The sequence below is a fragment of the Pseudomonas fluorescens genome (assembly GCF_018614775.1).
GTDB classification, from domain to species: Bacteria; Pseudomonadota; Gammaproteobacteria; order Pseudomonadales; family Pseudomonadaceae; genus Aquipseudomonas; species Aquipseudomonas fluorescens_BY.
The window spans coordinates 99,245-114,631 of sequence record NZ_JAGGOF010000044.1; the positions used below are offsets into that span (position 1 = coordinate 99,245).

Below are 15,387 nucleotides of genomic sequence, written 5' to 3' on the forward strand. Positions count from 1 at the left end.
GAGGCATCCGTGTGGATTTGTTCAAAGTATGGGGCAAGTCGTGCGTCAGGAAAAATTATTACACATTCGGCCTGCTCCTTATCCCCCTTGTGGGAGCGAGCCTGCTCGCGATGGCGGTGGCTCGGTTGGCACGTGGGTGACTGACACGCCGCCATCGCGAGCAGGCTCGCTCCCACAGGGGTTGGCTTGGTGTTCTGGGTTGACCTGCCACCAGCGCGGCAGCAACTGCTGCACCCTCGCCTCGGCGAACCGGTCGTCGATGAGCAGCACCACCCCGCGATCCTGTTGGGTGCGGATGACGCGACCGGCGGCCTGCACGACTTTTTGCAGGCCGGGGTACAGGTAGGTGTAGTCATAGCCGTCGCCGAAAATCACCGCCATGCGCTGCTTGATCTGTTCGTTGACCGGGTTGAGCTGCGCCAGCCCCAGGGTGGCGATGAACGCGCCAATCAGCCGGGAACCGGGCAGGTCGATGCCCTCGCCGAACGCCCCGCCCAGCACGGCGAAGCCAATGCCTTGGCTGTGTTCCATGAACCGTTCGAGAAAGGCTTGGCGGGGCGCTTCGCCCATGCCGCGCGATTGCGTCCACGTGACAATCTCCGGGTGCCGTTCGGCAAACAACCCGGCGACCTGCTGGAGGTAGTCGAAGCTGCTGAAGAACGCCAGATAGTTGCCGGGACGCTCGCTGAACTGACGGGCCATCAACGCAACAATCGGCGCCAGGGAAGCCTGGCGATGGGTAAACCGCGTGGAAATCCGGCTGACCACCTGAACGTCCAGTTGGTCGGCCTGAAACGGCGACTCCACATCGATCCACACCGTATTGGCCGGCGTGCCCAACAGGTCGGCGTAATAATGCCGGGGGCTCAAGGTTGCGGAAAACAACACGCTGCTGCGGGCCGCCATCAGCCTTGGGCGCAGGAAACCGGCCGGCACCACGTTGCGCAGGCACAGGGTCGAGCCACTGCGCTGGCGGCCGAATTCGCGCTTGTGAATGTCGAACAGGAACTGCTCGTCGAACGATTCAGCCACCCGGCCGAACTGCAAGGCGTCGAAGTAGAACGCCTGCAATCCGCTGTCCAGCCCCTGCGGATGATCATTCAGATAATCGCCGATGGCCGTGGTACAGGTTGCCAGTGTTTGCAGGAATTTTTCTGGCGGCTTGTCATACGCCTGATAGGCAGCGATTTGCGGCGCGTGCAAGGCGCTCCACTGGCGATTGAGCCGCTCCAAAGGCTTCTTCAGCGGTTCCGGGGCGGTTTTTCTTACCGTTGCCAAGGTCGACTGGTCCAGGGTCGCGCTGTACATCTGCCGGCCCCGTTCCACCAGGTTGTGCGTTTCGTCCACCAGGGTCGCGACCGCCCAGCCATTGGCCTGGGCCAGGCCGAACAGCAAGGCGCTGAAGTCGAAATAATAGTTGTAGTCGGCTACCACCACATCGGCCCAGCGGGCCATTTCCTGGCTCAGGTAATACGGGCAGACCTCATGGGCCAAGGCGACATCGCGCAACGCTGCCTGGTCGAGCAAGGTGACTTGGCTCGCGGCCGCCCGGGCAGCGGGCAAGCGGTCGTAGAAGCCACGGGCCAGCGGACAGGATTCGCCATGACAGGCCTTGTCCGGATGCTCGCAGGCCTTGTCCCGGGCAATCATTTCCAGCACCCGCATGGGCATCGACGGCGCGCTCCGGGTGATCACCCCGGCGGCGTCCAGGGCGAGCTTGCGCCCCGGGGTCTTCGCCGTGAGGAAGAACACCTTGTCCAGTTGCTGCGGCGCCAGCGCCTTGAGCATTGGAAACAGCGTGCCGACGGTTTTGCCAATGCCCGTGGGCGCCTGGGCCATCAGGCAGCGTCCGGTGCTCACGGCCTTGAACACCGACTCGGCCAGGTGTCGTTGCCCCGGCCGGAAACCGGCGTGGGGAAATGCCAGGGTTTGCGCGCCCCGATTGCGCGCGTGCCGATGAGCCATTTCCTGCTCGGCCCAGGCCAGGAACCGCGCACAGTGTTCCTCGAAGAACGTCAGCAGTTGCGACGCTTCAAAGCTTTGCGTCAGGCAGGTTTCTTTCTCGCTGACGATGTCGAAATACACCAGCGCCACATCGATACGCGGCAGTTGCAGCTTATGGCACATCAGCCAGCCGTAGATTTTCGCCTGGGCCCAGTGCAACTGACGGTGATTGGGGGGTTGTTTACCCAGGTCACCGCGGTAGGTCTTCACTTCTTCCAGGCAGTTACGGAGCGGATCGTAGCCGTCGGCGCGGCCCTTGACGTTCAGCGTCTGGTAGTCGCCCTCAAGGCTCACCTCGGCTTGATAGGTTTCGCTGCGGCGGGACGCCACGGTGCGGTGGCCGACAATGCCCTCCAGGGCCGTGGGCGATGGGGTAAAACGCAGGTCGAGATCACCGACCTTGGCGGTGAACTCACACAATGCCCGCACGGCAATGCTGTAGCCCGGCGCCGACGTCATGCGCGCTGCTCCACATCCGGCTGCCACTGCACATAACAGACCGCCACCGGCATCCGGTGCTCATGGCAGAACTCCAGCCAGCGCAGCTGATTGTCTTGCAACCGATCCCCCGGGCCCTTCACCTCGATCATGCGGTAGGTCTTGTGCTGCGGCCAGAACTGGATCAGGTCCGGCATGCCGGCGCGGTTGGCCTTGATGTCCAGCAGTAACCGGCCGAACCATTGCTTGAGGTGCTCGGCCGGCAAGCAGTCGAGGGCCTGGTTCAACAGTTCTTCAGACAGCGCGCCCCAAAACACGAACGGTGACTGCACGCCCCATTTCGCCGCGAAACGACGAATGATCGTGTCTCGGTAACGGCCATCGTCCAACTCGGCGAAGCAGGCCGCGAACAGCTCGGCGCGACGGTCATGGAAATCCTCATTGAGCAGGTCGACCGGCCCACGCTGGAACGGGTGGAAAAACGCCCCCGGCAACGGCGCGAAAATCGCCGGCCAGCACAACAGGCCGAACAGCGAATTGATCAGGCTGTTCTCGACGTAATGCACCGGGGCGGCCTCGTCGTGCAGATGAGCCTGGACGTGATATTCCACCGACAGCGCCGGGTCAACCCTGGGCAGGTGCAGGTCCAGGCGCTCCACTTCCCGGGCCAGGGCGCGCGGCACGGGTGGCCCGCCGAGCTTGCGCCGCAGCCGTGGTACGATCCTGAGCAAGGCCTGGGTCTCGGCGGCATTTTGCGGCGCCTGCGCCGCCGCTTCGCCCAGTTCCAGGGCCAGAGCGTACTCGCCGATGCGCTCCAGCACGCGGATCATCCGCAGTCGTGCGCTGGGATAGGTGCAGTCGCGATAGATACCCAGCGCCAAGGCAAAATCACCGATGCGCTCGCCGTGCTGGCCGATCTGGTACAGCAACTTGCCGCGCCGCCGCTCCAGCCAGGGATTGTCCAGGGCCAGCGTGTTGATGTGGGCGGCAACCTCCTCCAGGTGCTCGCCGGCTTCAAAACGCTGCTGGCACTCGTGGAGGAACAGGCAGGTATCGACGTCCTGGCGGCTGCGCATCCCGCGCGATTCGGCGCTGAACTCAACGCGTTCATAGGTAAAGATGCCCAGGTCAGCCAGCACGAATTCCGACCAATCCTGATAGAGATTGCCGAAGAACATCAGCCGCAGCCGATCGCAGAGCGGCATGATCGTCAGGCTGTACAGTCGATCTTCAAGTTGCGGGCACCAGGCGTGAAAGGCTTGCGCTTGCGTGACCTGCTCGGCAAGTGCCTGGAGCCATTCGGCCTTTTTCGCCTTGGGTTGTTCGATCAGGTGGCCCAGGCACTGGAGGATTTCGGCCTTGAGTAGCACCTCGCACAGTTCGACGACGCTCAGTTGGGCCTGGTCCTGGACCCAACCCAAGGCGAGCAACGGTTGCACGGCGACGCCGATGTCACCGATTTCCAGGTAATTGAGCTTGCTGTGGCGGAACCGCAACCCCTTGCGCATGACCATTCGCACCAGCAAGCCCTGGGAGGCGCGGGGCAGTGCTGTGAAAGCGTCGATAAAGCGCTGTTCCTCGGCGCTGAGTACATCGGCATAACGCTGACTCAACCAGGCCAGCACTTGCTGAAAGTTGTTCAGGTAGTAGAAGGGATCGTCGAGAGAACTGGCTGTCACGGGAGGAAGCGCCACGAATGCTGGAACACTGGTTATGCATACAGATAACAGCTGCGAACAGCCCTCGCAACTGTAAAAGATGAACGGTCTCTTCTATTTAGAGATGAAATCCCCAGTTGGCGATGAACTTTCCTACGGAGAGCGGGACCAATGGCGGTTAGCTAAGTGATGGCGCGGTCGAATCAGTCAGGCCGCGTCCCTTTGATTGAGAGGTTTGGATATGAACATCAGGTTTCTGAGCCTGCCCCTGGCCGCCGTGGCTTTCCTGATACTGGCCGGCTGTGCATCACCGACCGTAGTGACTTTGCAGAACGGTACCCAGTACCTGACCAAGGACACCCCCAATACCCGCACCTCCGACGGTTTCTACGAATTCGAAGACATTGCCGGCAAGAAAGTCCGCGTCCGCGCCGATGACGTGGCGACGATTCGCAAGGAAGATTGAGACCACCGTTCGAAGGTGATCACCTGTGGCGAGGGAGCTTGCTCCCTCGCCACAAGGTTATTGCCAGGCTTCAGGCGAACACGATCCCGTCGCCCGTCACCTGCCCAACCCCGACAGCCAGGGCCGGGGCAAGTTTCCAGGCCGCCATCAGCAGCGGGAAGTTCCACGGGATGATCTGCCCGACCACGCCCAGCGGCTCATGAAAATGATAGGCCGTGGTCAGTTCGTTGATCTCGGCGGCGCCGCCCTCCTGCGCCCGGATGCAGCCGGCGAAATAACGGAAATGGTCGGCTGACAGCGGTACGTCGGCATTGAGGGTTTCGCGCACGGCCTTGCCGTTGTCCCAGGTCTCGCTGACCGCGAGCAGTTCCAGGTGCTGCTCGATACGGTCGGCGATTTTCAACAGCACCAGGGACCGCTCCTGCACCGAGGTCTTGCCCCAGGCATTGGCGGCGGCATGGGCGGCATCCAGGGCCTTGTCGATGTCGGCGGCGTTGGAGCGCGGGAATTCGGCGATGACCTCGCCGTTGACCGGTGAGGTGTTGGTGAAGTACTCGCCGTGGACCGGCGCGACGAATTCGCCGCCGATGAAATTGCCGTAGCGCGGCTTGAAGGAAACGACGGCGCCTGGGGTTCCGGGTTGTGCGTAGATCATGATGGGCCTCTGCCTGGTCGATGCCTGTCACGGGACAGGCGATAGGCCGATGGTAGAGAGCCCCGCCCGGCGGACGAATGCGTCGTTGGCAGGGGGGCTCTCGTTATTTGGTCGTAGGTTTGTGGGAGCGAGCTAGCTCGCGATGGCGGTGGATCAGTCAACCTTGATGTTGAATGTCATGGCCCCATCGCGAGCAGGCTCGCTCCCACAGGTTTTGCAGTGCCGTAGATGCAGGGGTCAACTCAACGCTTGGCCACCAGGTCCTTCGGCAACTTGAAGGTCCAGAGCATCCCGCCCTGGTTGAAGTCCTTCACGCGCTTGGCGACTTCGCCGCCCCACAGCGGCACCGCGCCGCCCCAGCCCGAAACCACCGAGACATACTGCTCGCCGTCCATTTCCCAGGTGATCGGCGAGCCCAGCACGCCGGAGCCGGTCTGGAATTCCCAGACTTTCTCGCCGGTCTTGGCATTGAACGCCTGGAGGAAACCTTCCGGCGTGCCGGTGAACACCAGGTTGCCCTTGGTGGTCAGCACCCCACCCCACAGCGGCGCGTAGTTCTTGTGGCGCCAGACTTCCCTGCCGGTCTTCGGATCGATGGCGCGCAACACGCCGATGTAGTCCTCGTTCAGCGGCTTGATGGTGAAACCGGCCCCGAGGAACGCCGCGCCCTTCTTGTAGGCGATGCCTTCGTTCCAGATGTCCATGCCCCACTCGTTGGAGGGCACGTAGAACAGCCCGGTGTCCTGGTTGTAGGCCATCGGCATCCAGTTTTTGGCGCCGAGGAATGCCGGCGCCACGAACACCGAACTGCCCTTGGCTTCACTGCCGGGGGCGCCCGGGCGGCTGGCCTCGTTGTAGATCGGCCGCCCATCCTTGTCCAGGCCGGTGGCCCAGGTGATCTTGTCGACAAACGGGAAGCCGCGGATGAACTTGCCGTTGGTGCGATCGAGCACGTAGAAGAAACCGTTGCGGTCAGCGGTGGCGGCCGCCTTGATGTCCTTGCCACCGTCCTTGTAGTTGAACGAGATCAGCTCGTTGACGCCGTCATAGTCCCAACCGTCGTGAGGCGTGCTCTGGAAGTGCCATTTGATGGTGCCGTCGTCCGGGTTCAGGGCCAGGCGCGACGAGGAGTAGAGGTTGTCGCCAGGGCGCAGGTGAGAGTTCCAAGGTGCCGGGTTGCCGGTGCCGAACAGCAGCAGATTGGTTTCCGGATCGTAGTAGCCACCCAGCCAGGGCGCGGCTCCACCGGTTTTCCAGAGATCACCCGGCCAGGTCTTGCCAGCCTCGCCGCCGGAGATACCGTTTTCGATGGCCTTGCCGTCCTTGTAGACGTAGCCCATGTGGCCTTCCACGGTCGGACGGGTCCACAGCAGTTCGCCGTTTTTCGGATCAAAGGCGCTGATCTGACCGACCACGCCGAACTCGCCGCCGGCCACGCCGGTGATCAGCTTGCCGTTGACGATCAGCGGCGCGGCGCTGATGGAGTAACCTTCCTTGTGGTCGGCGACCTTCTTGCTCCACACCACTTTGCCGGTGTCCTTGTTCAGGGCCACCAACTTGGCGTCGAGGGTGCCGAAGAACACCAGGTCGCCGTACAGCGCCACGCCACGGTTGATCACGTCGCAGCACGGACGGATGTCATCGGGCAGCCGTGCGTCGTACTGCCAGAGTTTCTTGCCGGTGCGTGCATCCACCGCGAACACCCGTGAATAGGAACCGGTGAGGTACATCACGCCGTCCTTGATCATCGGCTGCGCCTGCTGGCCGCGCTGCTTTTCACCGCCGAAGGAGAACGCCCAGACCGGCCGCAGGTCCTTGACGTTGTCGGTGTTGAGGGTGTCGAGCGGGCTGTAGCGCTGGCCTTGGACGCCCAGGCCGTTGGTCACGATCTGCTGCGGGTTTTTCGGGTCCTGGAGAATTTCCTGATCGGTCACGGCGGCCAGTGCCGAACCGGACAGCAGCATGGCGCTGAGCAGCAGGCTCACGGCGAAGGGTTGGCGACGTGCGGGATGAGTCATGGCGGCTACCTCTGCGATTATTGTTATACCCGGAAAATTTCCCCGGTCTGACGCAGATTCTTGGGCCCGCGGACCCTGCCAACAATTGCCCGCTGTGCTGAGTTTTCTAGTTCCTTGGTACACATGAAGATGCTGCACCATCACGCTTTGCTCCCACGAAGCGGAGCAAGCTCCCTCGCCACTGGATTATGGGTGCTTGCTATCCACCCGCCTCATCCCCGCCCGCTCATACCGCGGATACAGGTGGCTGACACTGCGAATCAGCTCATACCGACTCAGACTGATCCCGGCAAAGCGTTCGGGGATGGGGCTGCGTGTCATCTCGGCCATGTCGTCGCCCCGCCCCGCGCCGTCGCGCATCAGTTGATCGAGCCAGCCAAGGTAGTCGCGCATCTGCACGAAGGGCTGGCTGTCGCTCGCGACCGGGCCGTGGCCGGGCACGATCAGCTTCCAAGGCAGCGCCTGCAAGGTGTCCAGGTCCTTGAGCCACACCTCCAGCCCCGGACTGTTTGGCGTGGTCAGCGCGCGCTCGTAGAACACCAGGTCGCCGGCGAACAGCACGCCCGTGGTTTCGTCGAGGATCGCCAGGTCTGCACCGGTGTGCCCGGCCAGTTGCAGCAGCCGTAGCGAATGATTGCCCACCTTTAGCGTGCCGGGCACCAGCGCCTGGGTTGGCAGTACCACCTCGGTGCCGCGCATCCAGTCACCCACCAGCCGGTACATGTTTTCCGCCAGGGCATCGCCCTGTTGCCGCAGCAGCTGCGTGGTGCCGGGGAGCGCGCCGATGGACACGTCACTGAAGGCCTGGTTGCCGAGCACATGGTCCGGATGGTGGTGGGTCAGCAGCACTTGGACAACCGGTTTATCCGTGGTCGCCGCGATGGCGTGGCGCAGGGCTTCCCCGTAGCGTTTCGACGGCCCCGTGTCGATCACCACCACGCCGGCGTCAGTGACGACGAACGCCGTATTGACGATGTTGCCGCCGTTGGCCTTGGCAAAGTTCTCGGTGCTGCCTTCCAGCAACCAGGTGCCCTCGGCGATCTGCCGGGGCTTGAGGGCATAATCGGTGGCGGACCACGCCGGTAGGCACAGGCCAAGACAGATCAGTAACAGCCAGCGCATGGTGCGCTCCTTCTGGTCAGGGGATGGCCGCCTCGAACGCGTTGCCGCTGTTGTCGCGCAGCATCAGGCGGGTCTGTCCCGAGCCTTGGATATCGAAGCCCAGGTTGGGGTTTTCACTGACCGCCGGGAACAGCTCCAGGCTAGCCAACACCTGGCCGTCGGCGTCCAGCAGTTGCGCCTGGTTGAGGAAAAACTCCGGAATACCGCTCACCAGGCCATTGTCCATAGGGTGGGCGACTTGCAGGCGCAAGCGACTCGAATCCCCCCGCGGGTAACGACCGCCCAGCACCTCGCCCAGATGCTCCTCCCAACCCGGCTGGGTGCGTACCACACTGGGCGCGGTGCAGCCGCCACCGGCCGCATCGATCAGGGTCGAGCCGACGTGCCACAGCCCATCGCGGGTCTGCACGGCGGCGCGCAACGGGGTGGCCTGCTCGATACGAATACGGACCGACAGCCAGGGCAACACCCGCGCCGCCGGTTGAAAATCAACGATCTTCGGCAACGGATTGAGTTCGGCCCAGGCCAACACCCGGACCACCTCGCCGGTAAAAGCCCGGGCTTCGATTTCCAGCGGCACCTGGCGCGCATCTTCGGCAAAGGGCGGCGCCAACAACCGCACCCGGTCGTCGAATACGAACGGCGCGTCCCCCAGCAGTTGCTTGTGATAGAAGGCCCACATCACCGATGGCACCGGATCCTTTCCGGGCTCGACCGCCATCGCCAGCCACGGCAGGCACCCCAACAGCAGGCCACACGCTCGCCAGTTCATCCCTGCGCTCCTATTGGTACATTTCGGGTACTTCGTAGCGCAGGCCATAGCGGGCATACACCGCCTTGAGGCTGCCGTCGCGGATCAAACCTTCCAGCGCCTCTTCCACCGCGTAAGCCAACTGACGGTTGCTCTCATGCACCGCCATGCCGATTTCCCAGCGCTGCTTGCCCATGTTCGGGTAGGCGTTTTCCGCCAGCGCCAGTTCTGGGTCCGCCGCCTCGTGCAGCTGCCAATCGACTTCCCCGCGCATGGCCATGACCGCGTCGACCTCGGCGGCCTGCATGGCCTTGAACGCTTGGCTGACGCCGGGGTAATGGTGGGTCCTGGCACTGAGCAGGCCGTTGAACACCGAGGTCAGGTAGAACGACGGCACACTGTCGACTTCAACCCCGATGGGGTGCTGCTGGAACACCGCGACGCTCGCCACCGAGTCCAGCCGCCGACGGTCATACGCCACCTGCCAGCATTCCTGCTGATACGGCCCGAACATCACCACCTGGGCGTTTTGCAACTCACCGACGTCGTTGCGTTTTTGCACATAGTCATGATCGTACGGCACCCGCATCATCAAGTCGGCAAGTTGGCGGTCATGCAACGGGCTGCTGCGCCAGATGTAGTCGCGCAGGTCGTCGTCGAGTTTCTCGCCGGGCGGCGCCCAGATCAGTTGCAGGCGCACACCCAATGCCTTGGCCAGGGCCTGCGCCAGCTCGACATCGACGCCCCGGGGCTGGCCATGGTCTTCGAAACTGTAGGGGGCGAAGTCCTTGTAGACCGCCACCTTCAACTCACCGGCGGCGATCATCTGGTCGTAGCTGCGCACCTGCGCCTGTACCGCCTGGCCCCACAGCAGCACGCTGCACATCACCCACGCGAACAGGCGCATGACGGTCACTCCTCGACGTGTACGCTGTCGAGATAGGTGCGCACCGCCCACAAGGCCTCCTGGCTCAAGTAGTCGGCCATTTTCGGCATGTAGACCCGGCCATCGCGCACCGCGCCGTGGCGCACCCGTTCAACGAACCACTCGTCCCCCGCTTCGGCAGCGTCGAGCATGCGCAGGTCCGGTGCAATCCCCCCGGACTTGGCTTCCAGGCCATGGCAGGCAGCGCAGTTCTGGTTGTAGGCCGACGAACCGATTTCCACCGCCCGGTCATGCTCGGGTGAAGTGCGGTAAGGGTTGACGGAAGCCCAGCCGTCGCCGTCCACCGCGACGCCGGTGTCCTTGATCGGGGTCAGTCCCTTGGTTTCCACTGCCTGGGGCACTACGTTGCCGTGGGCCCATACCGAGCCTGCACCGAGCAGCCCCATCAGCAATGCGGTAGCGATGATGGCGTTGCGTTTTGTTGTCATTGTTATGCCCTCTGGGTTGCACGCAAGACCTCTCTGCAGAGGCCGTGCCGTCATCTTATGAAGCACCTGCCGCCAGCCGAATGCTGCTTTGGTGGCCGGGGCCTAGTTCCTTGGTAGCAGGCCGTCGGACGCAGGTACGCCGCTGCCCCCCTGTGGGAGCGGGCTTGCTCGCGAAAGCGGTGGCCCGGTCAATAGCTGTGCAAGCTGACCTACCGCCATCGCGAGCAAGCCCGCTCCCACAAGGGATGGGGACGGCTCCACCATGAATTACGACCTTGGTACTGCCCCGGCGGTACTTTCTGCATATTTCCCCAGGGTCACAGGCTTCCTATGCTGACGCCACCTGCAATGGAGGTGGTATGCGCCGGTTCGTCAGTTACGCCCTGATCCCCCTGCTGGCTGCGGCCAGTGGCTGGCTGCCGGCCCTCGCCCAGGCGGGCGAGACCGCGCCGTTGCAGGTGCGCATCGGCTACCTCGGTTATCGTCCCGATCCAGGACCGCTGCTGTCCAATGTGATTGGCGAACCCACCGATGCCGGGCTGCGGGGCGCGGAGCTGGCGATCATCGACAGCAACAGCACCGGACGTTTTCTCAAGCAGGACTACCGCTTGGACAGCGCCCAGGTCGACAGCCCGCAAGCCTTGCTCCAGGCCGCCCGGGCCCTGCATGAACAGGGCCTGCGGCTGTTCGTGGTCAATGCACCGGCGGCGAGCCTGCGCCAGCTCAGTGCGGCCCTGCCCGACAGCCTGCTCTTCAACGCCGGCAGCCCCGACGACAGCTTGCGCAGCACTGACTGCCTGGGCAACGTGCTGCACAGCCTGCCCGACCGGGCCATGCTCGCCGATGCCCTGGTGCAGTTCAGCGTCGTGCGCAAATGGCAACGGGCCTTGCTGATCGTCGGCCAGACCGCCGAGGACCAGACCTACGCCGCCGCCCTGCGCCGGGCAATGAAACGCTTCGGCATGACCATCGTCGCCGAAAAGGCCTGGCAGTTCGACAACGACCAACGCCGCAGCGCCCAGGCCGACATGCCGCTGTTCACCCAGGCCGCTGAATACGACGTCGTGCTGGTGGCCGATGAGCGCGGTGATTTTGGCGAGTACCTGCCGTATCAGACCTGGTACCCGCGGCCGGTGGCCGGCACCCAAGGGCTGACGCCCACCGGCTGGCACAAGACCGTGGAAACCTACGGCGCCGCGCAATTGCAAAAACGCTTCGAAGCCTTGGCCGGACGCTGGATGAACGACCGTGATTTCGCGGCCTGGATCGCCGTGCGCAGCGTTGCCAGCGCGGTGAGCAAGCTGCGCCAGGACGACCCCTTCGCCATCCGCCAACTGGCCCTCAGCGATCAGTTGCCGCTGGACGGTTTCAAGGGCCGCAAGCTCAGCTACCGGCCATGGAACGGCCAACTGCGCCAGCCGATTGAGCTGGTTCAACCCCGCGCGCTGGTGAGCACCTCGCCCCAGGACGGCTTCCTGCACCCCACCAATGAAATGGACAGCCTCGGCTACGACCAGCCTGAAGTGAGCTGTCGCTACCCCTGATCGAACACAACAAGAAGGAAAACCGCCATGCGCCGCCCGCTGTTCCAACCGGCCTTGCTCTGCCGGGCTCTCGCCCTCGGCGCTGTGTTGCTCGCCGCCGGTCCTGCCGTCGCCAGCATCGCCTGGGTCTCCAACGAAAAAGACAACAGCCTGAGCCTGATCGACATGCAAAGCCTGGACGTCATCGAGACCCTGCCGGTGGGCCAGCGTCCGCGCGGCTTGCTGCTGTCCCACGACAATCGCCTGCTGTACATCTGTGCCAGCGATTCGGACCGGGTCCAGGTGATGGACGTCGCTACCCGCAAGATCATCAAGGAGCTGCCCTCCGGCAAAGACCCCGAGCAATTCGCCCTGCACCCCAATGATCGCTGGCTGTACGTGTCCAACGAAGACGACGCCCTGGTCACGGTCATCGATACCCAGACCTCCCAGGTGCTGGGCCAGATCCGCGTCGGCGTCGAACCAGAAGGCATGGCCGTCAGCCCCGACGGCAAGTGGGCGGTCAACACCAGCGAAACCACCAACATGCTGCACTGGATCGACACCAGTACCCAGACCCTGGCCGACAGCACCCTGGTGGATCAGCGCCCGCGGTTCGTCGAGTTCAGTCGCGACGGGACGCAGCTCTGGGCGTCGGCGGAAATTGGCGGCACCTTGACCGTGCTTGATGTCGCCACGCGCCAGGTGCTCAAGACCCTGACATTCCAGATCAAGGGCGTACACCCGGACAAGGTGCAGCCGGTGGGCATCAAGCTCAGCGCCGACGGCCGGTTCGCCTTCGTCGCCCTGGGCCCGGCCAACCATGTGGCGGTGATCGACGCGAAGACCTTCGAGGTGCTGGATTACCTGCTGGTGGGCCGCCGGGTCTGGCAACTGGCGTTTACCCCGGATCAGCGCCAACTGCTGGCGACCAATGGGGTCAGCGGCGATGTCTCGGTGATCGACGTCGCCAGCCGCAAAGTCCTCAAGTCAGTCAAGGTCGGGCGTTACCCCTGGGGCGTGGTGGTGACGCCATGAACGCGCTCCAGGTCAGCGACCTGAGCTTCGCCTACGGCGCCCGCGAAGCCCTCAAACAGGTGAATTTCAGCCTGTCTGCCGGGCGTTTCGCCGCGCTGTTGGGACCCAACGGCGCCGGCAAGTCGACGTTGATCGCCCTGCTGACGCGCCTGTACGACGTGCAGCGCGGCGACATCCGCGTCGGCGGTCATTCCCTGCAGAAGACACCGCGCCCGGCGCTGCGCCAATTGGGCGTGGTATTCCAGCAAAGCACCCTCGACCTCGACCTGAGTGTCGAACAGAATCTGCGGTATCACCTGGCGTTGCATGGCTTGTCGGCGCGTCAGGGCGCTGCGCGCATCGACGCCGAACTGGCGCGTCAGCACCTGACAGAGCGCCGCTGCGAACGGGTGCGCGACCTCAACGGTGGGCATCGGCGCCGCGTGGAAATCGCCCGGGCACTGTTGCATGAACCGCGCTTGTTGTTGCTCGACGAGCCCAGCGTCGGCCTCGATCCGGCCAGCCGCCTGGCCTTGGGCGAACACGTCCGGCAATTGTGCCGTGAGCAGGCCATCAGCGTGCTCTGGACCACGCATCTGCTGGACGAAGTGCAGCCTAGCGACGACTTGTTGATCCTGCATCAGGGCCGCCTGGTCGCCAGCGGCCGCGCCGGCACCGTCAGCCAGGACCACGGCGGCGACCTCGGCCTGGCCTTTACTCGATTGACCGCAGCGGGAACACATCCATGAACGCCTATTGGCACTGCTTCAGCGGCATCGTCCTGCGCGAATGGCTGCGCTTCGTGCTGCAACGCACCCGACTGCTCAGTGCCCTGGTCAGGCCGCTGCTGTGGCTACTGGTGTTCGCCGCCGGTTTCCGCGCCGCACTGGGTATCGCCATTATCGCGCCGTACGACACCTACATCCCCTACGAGGTCTACATCGTCCCCGGGCTGGCCTGCATGATCCTGCTGTTCAACGGCATGCAGGGTTCGCTGTCGATGGTCTACGACCGGGAAATGGGCAGCATGCGTGTGTTGCTGACCAGCCCGCTGCCGCGGGCGTTCCTGCTGGCGAGCAAGTTGCTGGCGACTTCGCTGATTTCGCTGCTGCAGGTCTATGCCTTTCTCGTCATCGCTTGGTTGTACGGCATCCAGCCGCCGATCATGGGCTTGTTGCTGGCCTTGCCGGCGCTGTTGCTGGTGGCCCTGATGCTCAGTGCCCTGGGCCTGTTGCTGTCCAATGCGATCCGGCAACTGGAGAATTTTGCCGGCGTGATGAATTTCGTGATCTTCCCGATGTTCTTCCTGTCTTCGGCGTTGTACCCGTTGTGGAAGATGCTCGAGGCCAGTCCCTGGCTGTACTGGCTGTGTGCGGTGAACCCGTTCACCCATGGGGTGGAGCTGGTGCGTTTCGCCCTGTACGAGCGATTCAACCCGCTGGCAATGGCGGTGTGCGCCGGGTTGACCCTGGTGTTTGCGCTGCTGGCGGTGTGGACCTTCAATCCGCAGCACGCGGCCTTGCGCAAGGCGGGTTAGAGGCCCTCCCACTCCCTGTAAAGCACCACACCTGTGGGAGCGAGCCTGCTAGCGATGGCGGTGTATCAGTCAACTTCTTTGCCAACTGACCCACCGCCATCGCGAGCAGGCTCGCTCCCACATGAGTGCCCTGCGTCTGTGATGACAGCAGCCGAAATTACGACTTTAGTACTGGTTTCCCTGTCCATGGTCGCATTCACAAGCGCTCGACCCTGGCATGTAATGGGCGCATAACAAAAAGGATAAATCCTATGCCCCGTTTGCTGGCGATGGTCTTGCTGGGCCTGGCGCTGAATGCCGCGCAGGCCGATACGCTGCTGTTTTCCCCCCAGGGCTATCGCATCGCCCAGTACCGCAGCCCCACGCCAGCCACCGTCGACGGCGCGCAGACCCTCGACACGCCCACCTTGCAAGGCCTGCTCGAACAGGCCCCGCCGCCGGTACTGATCGACGTGTACCGCCGGCCCTGGCTCCAGGGGCGCTTCATCGACAATGAACCCCACGCCAACCTCCCCGGCAGCCTGTGGCTGGCCAATACCGGCGACGGTGAGCTCGACCCGGCCTGGCAGGATTACTTCAGCCATTACCTGCGCAAGGCCACCGCCGGGCGCATGGATCAACCGTTGGTCTTTTACTGCCGCTCCGATTGCTGGTTGAGCTGGAACGCGGTAAAACGCGCCGCCGCCATGGGCTATAAGCATCTGTACTGGTACCGCGATGGCCTCGATGCCTGGGAGGCGGCCAACCTGCCCTTGCAAGCGACCCGCCCCGAACCTTTTCCCTGATTTTGAACGTGCGTGCACTTGCTCCAGCCACAACACAAT

13 protein-coding genes and 1 pseudogene are annotated in these 15,387 nt (G+C 63.6%); 6 read left to right on the forward strand and 8 right to left on the reverse strand.

Going from position 1 to position 15,387, the window contains the following annotated elements:
- Positions 1 to 78: 78 nt before the first annotated feature.
- Both J7E36_RS12165 and J7E36_RS12170 read right to left on the reverse strand, forming a co-directional pair.
- Positions 79 to 2,463 carry an ATP-dependent DNA helicase gene (locus tag J7E36_RS12165; RefSeq protein WP_215003147.1) on the reverse strand — a complete coding sequence of 795 codons (2,385 nt, stop codon included), beginning with the start codon at positions 2,461 to 2,463 and terminating at the stop codon, positions 79 to 81.
- Positions 2,460 to 4,121 carry a VRR-NUC domain-containing protein gene (locus tag J7E36_RS12170; protein ID WP_215003149.1) on the reverse strand — a complete coding sequence of 554 codons (1,662 nt, stop codon included), beginning with the start codon at positions 4,119 to 4,121 and terminating at the stop codon, positions 2,460 to 2,462. The genes J7E36_RS12165 and J7E36_RS12170 overlap by 4 nt, the downstream gene beginning before the upstream one ends.
- A gap of 220 nt (positions 4,122 to 4,341) precedes the next feature.
- On the opposite strand from J7E36_RS12170, the gene J7E36_RS12175 reads away from it, so the two are divergent.
- Positions 4,342 to 4,566 (forward strand): YgdI/YgdR family lipoprotein, encoded by a 225-nt coding sequence (locus J7E36_RS12175; protein ID WP_215003151.1) that lies wholly within the window; start codon positions 4,342 to 4,344, stop codon positions 4,564 to 4,566.
- Positions 4,567 to 4,675: 109 nt separating this feature from the next.
- Here J7E36_RS12175 and J7E36_RS12180 read toward each other — a convergent pair.
- The 6 genes and pseudogenes from J7E36_RS12180 to pedF all read right to left on the reverse strand — a co-directional run.
- Positions 4,676 to 5,221 (reverse strand): annotated as a pseudogene (locus J7E36_RS12180) (aldehyde dehydrogenase family protein); the annotation flags it as partial.
- A gap of 242 nt (positions 5,222 to 5,463) precedes the next feature.
- Complete coding sequence (locus J7E36_RS12185; protein ID WP_215003153.1) at positions 5,464 to 7,239, reverse strand: PQQ-dependent methanol/ethanol family dehydrogenase; 1,776 nt, start codon at positions 7,237 to 7,239, stop codon at positions 5,464 to 5,466.
- Positions 7,240 to 7,425: 186 nt separating this feature from the next.
- Entirely contained in the window at positions 7,426 to 8,361 is a 936-nt protein-coding gene (locus J7E36_RS12190) for a quinoprotein relay system zinc metallohydrolase 1 (RefSeq protein ID WP_215003155.1), read from the reverse strand.
- A gap of 16 nt (positions 8,362 to 8,377) precedes the next feature.
- The gene (locus J7E36_RS12195) at positions 8,378 to 9,133 is read right to left on the reverse strand and encodes a quinoprotein dehydrogenase-associated SoxYZ-like carrier (RefSeq protein ID WP_215003157.1); all 756 of its coding nucleotides are present in this window, start codon (positions 9,131 to 9,133) and stop codon (positions 8,378 to 8,380) included.
- Positions 9,134 to 9,143: 10 nt separating this feature from the next.
- Positions 9,144 to 10,019, reverse strand: a complete 876-nt coding sequence (locus tag J7E36_RS12200) for a substrate-binding periplasmic protein (protein WP_215003159.1) — start codon at positions 10,017 to 10,019, stop codon at positions 9,144 to 9,146.
- Positions 10,020 to 10,024: 5 nt separating this feature from the next.
- Positions 10,025 to 10,486 carry a cytochrome c-550 PedF gene (gene pedF / locus J7E36_RS12205; protein ID WP_215003161.1) on the reverse strand — a complete coding sequence of 154 codons (462 nt, stop codon included), beginning with the start codon at positions 10,484 to 10,486 and terminating at the stop codon, positions 10,025 to 10,027.
- Between the two features lie 359 nt (positions 10,487 to 10,845).
- Between pedF and J7E36_RS12210 the strand changes: the two genes are divergently transcribed.
- The 5 genes from J7E36_RS12210 to J7E36_RS12230 all read left to right on the forward strand — a co-directional run bounded on the left by J7E36_RS12210 (position 10,846) and on the right by J7E36_RS12230 (position 15,348).
- The gene (locus tag J7E36_RS12210; RefSeq protein WP_215003163.1) at positions 10,846 to 12,030 is read left to right on the forward strand and encodes an ABC transporter substrate-binding protein; all 1,185 of its coding nucleotides are present in this window, start codon (positions 10,846 to 10,848) and stop codon (positions 12,028 to 12,030) included.
- Between the two features lie 27 nt (positions 12,031 to 12,057).
- Positions 12,058 to 13,047, forward strand: a complete 990-nt coding sequence (locus J7E36_RS12215) for a YVTN family beta-propeller repeat protein (protein ID WP_215003165.1) — start codon at positions 12,058 to 12,060, stop codon at positions 13,045 to 13,047.
- Positions 13,044 to 13,775, forward strand: a complete 732-nt coding sequence (locus J7E36_RS12220) for an ABC transporter ATP-binding protein (protein WP_215003167.1) — start codon at positions 13,044 to 13,046, stop codon at positions 13,773 to 13,775. The genes J7E36_RS12215 and J7E36_RS12220 overlap by 4 nt, the downstream gene beginning before the upstream one ends.
- Complete coding sequence (locus J7E36_RS12225; RefSeq protein WP_215003169.1) at positions 13,772 to 14,563, forward strand: ABC transporter permease; 792 nt, start codon at positions 13,772 to 13,774, stop codon at positions 14,561 to 14,563. Before J7E36_RS12220 ends, J7E36_RS12225 begins: the two co-directional genes overlap by 4 nt.
- A gap of 251 nt (positions 14,564 to 14,814) precedes the next feature.
- A complete protein-coding gene (locus tag J7E36_RS12230; RefSeq protein ID WP_215003171.1) occupies positions 14,815 to 15,348 on the forward strand; it encodes a PQQ-dependent catabolism-associated CXXCW motif protein in 534 nt (177 codons plus the stop codon).
- The last annotated feature ends 39 nt before the right edge of the window (positions 15,349 to 15,387 follow it).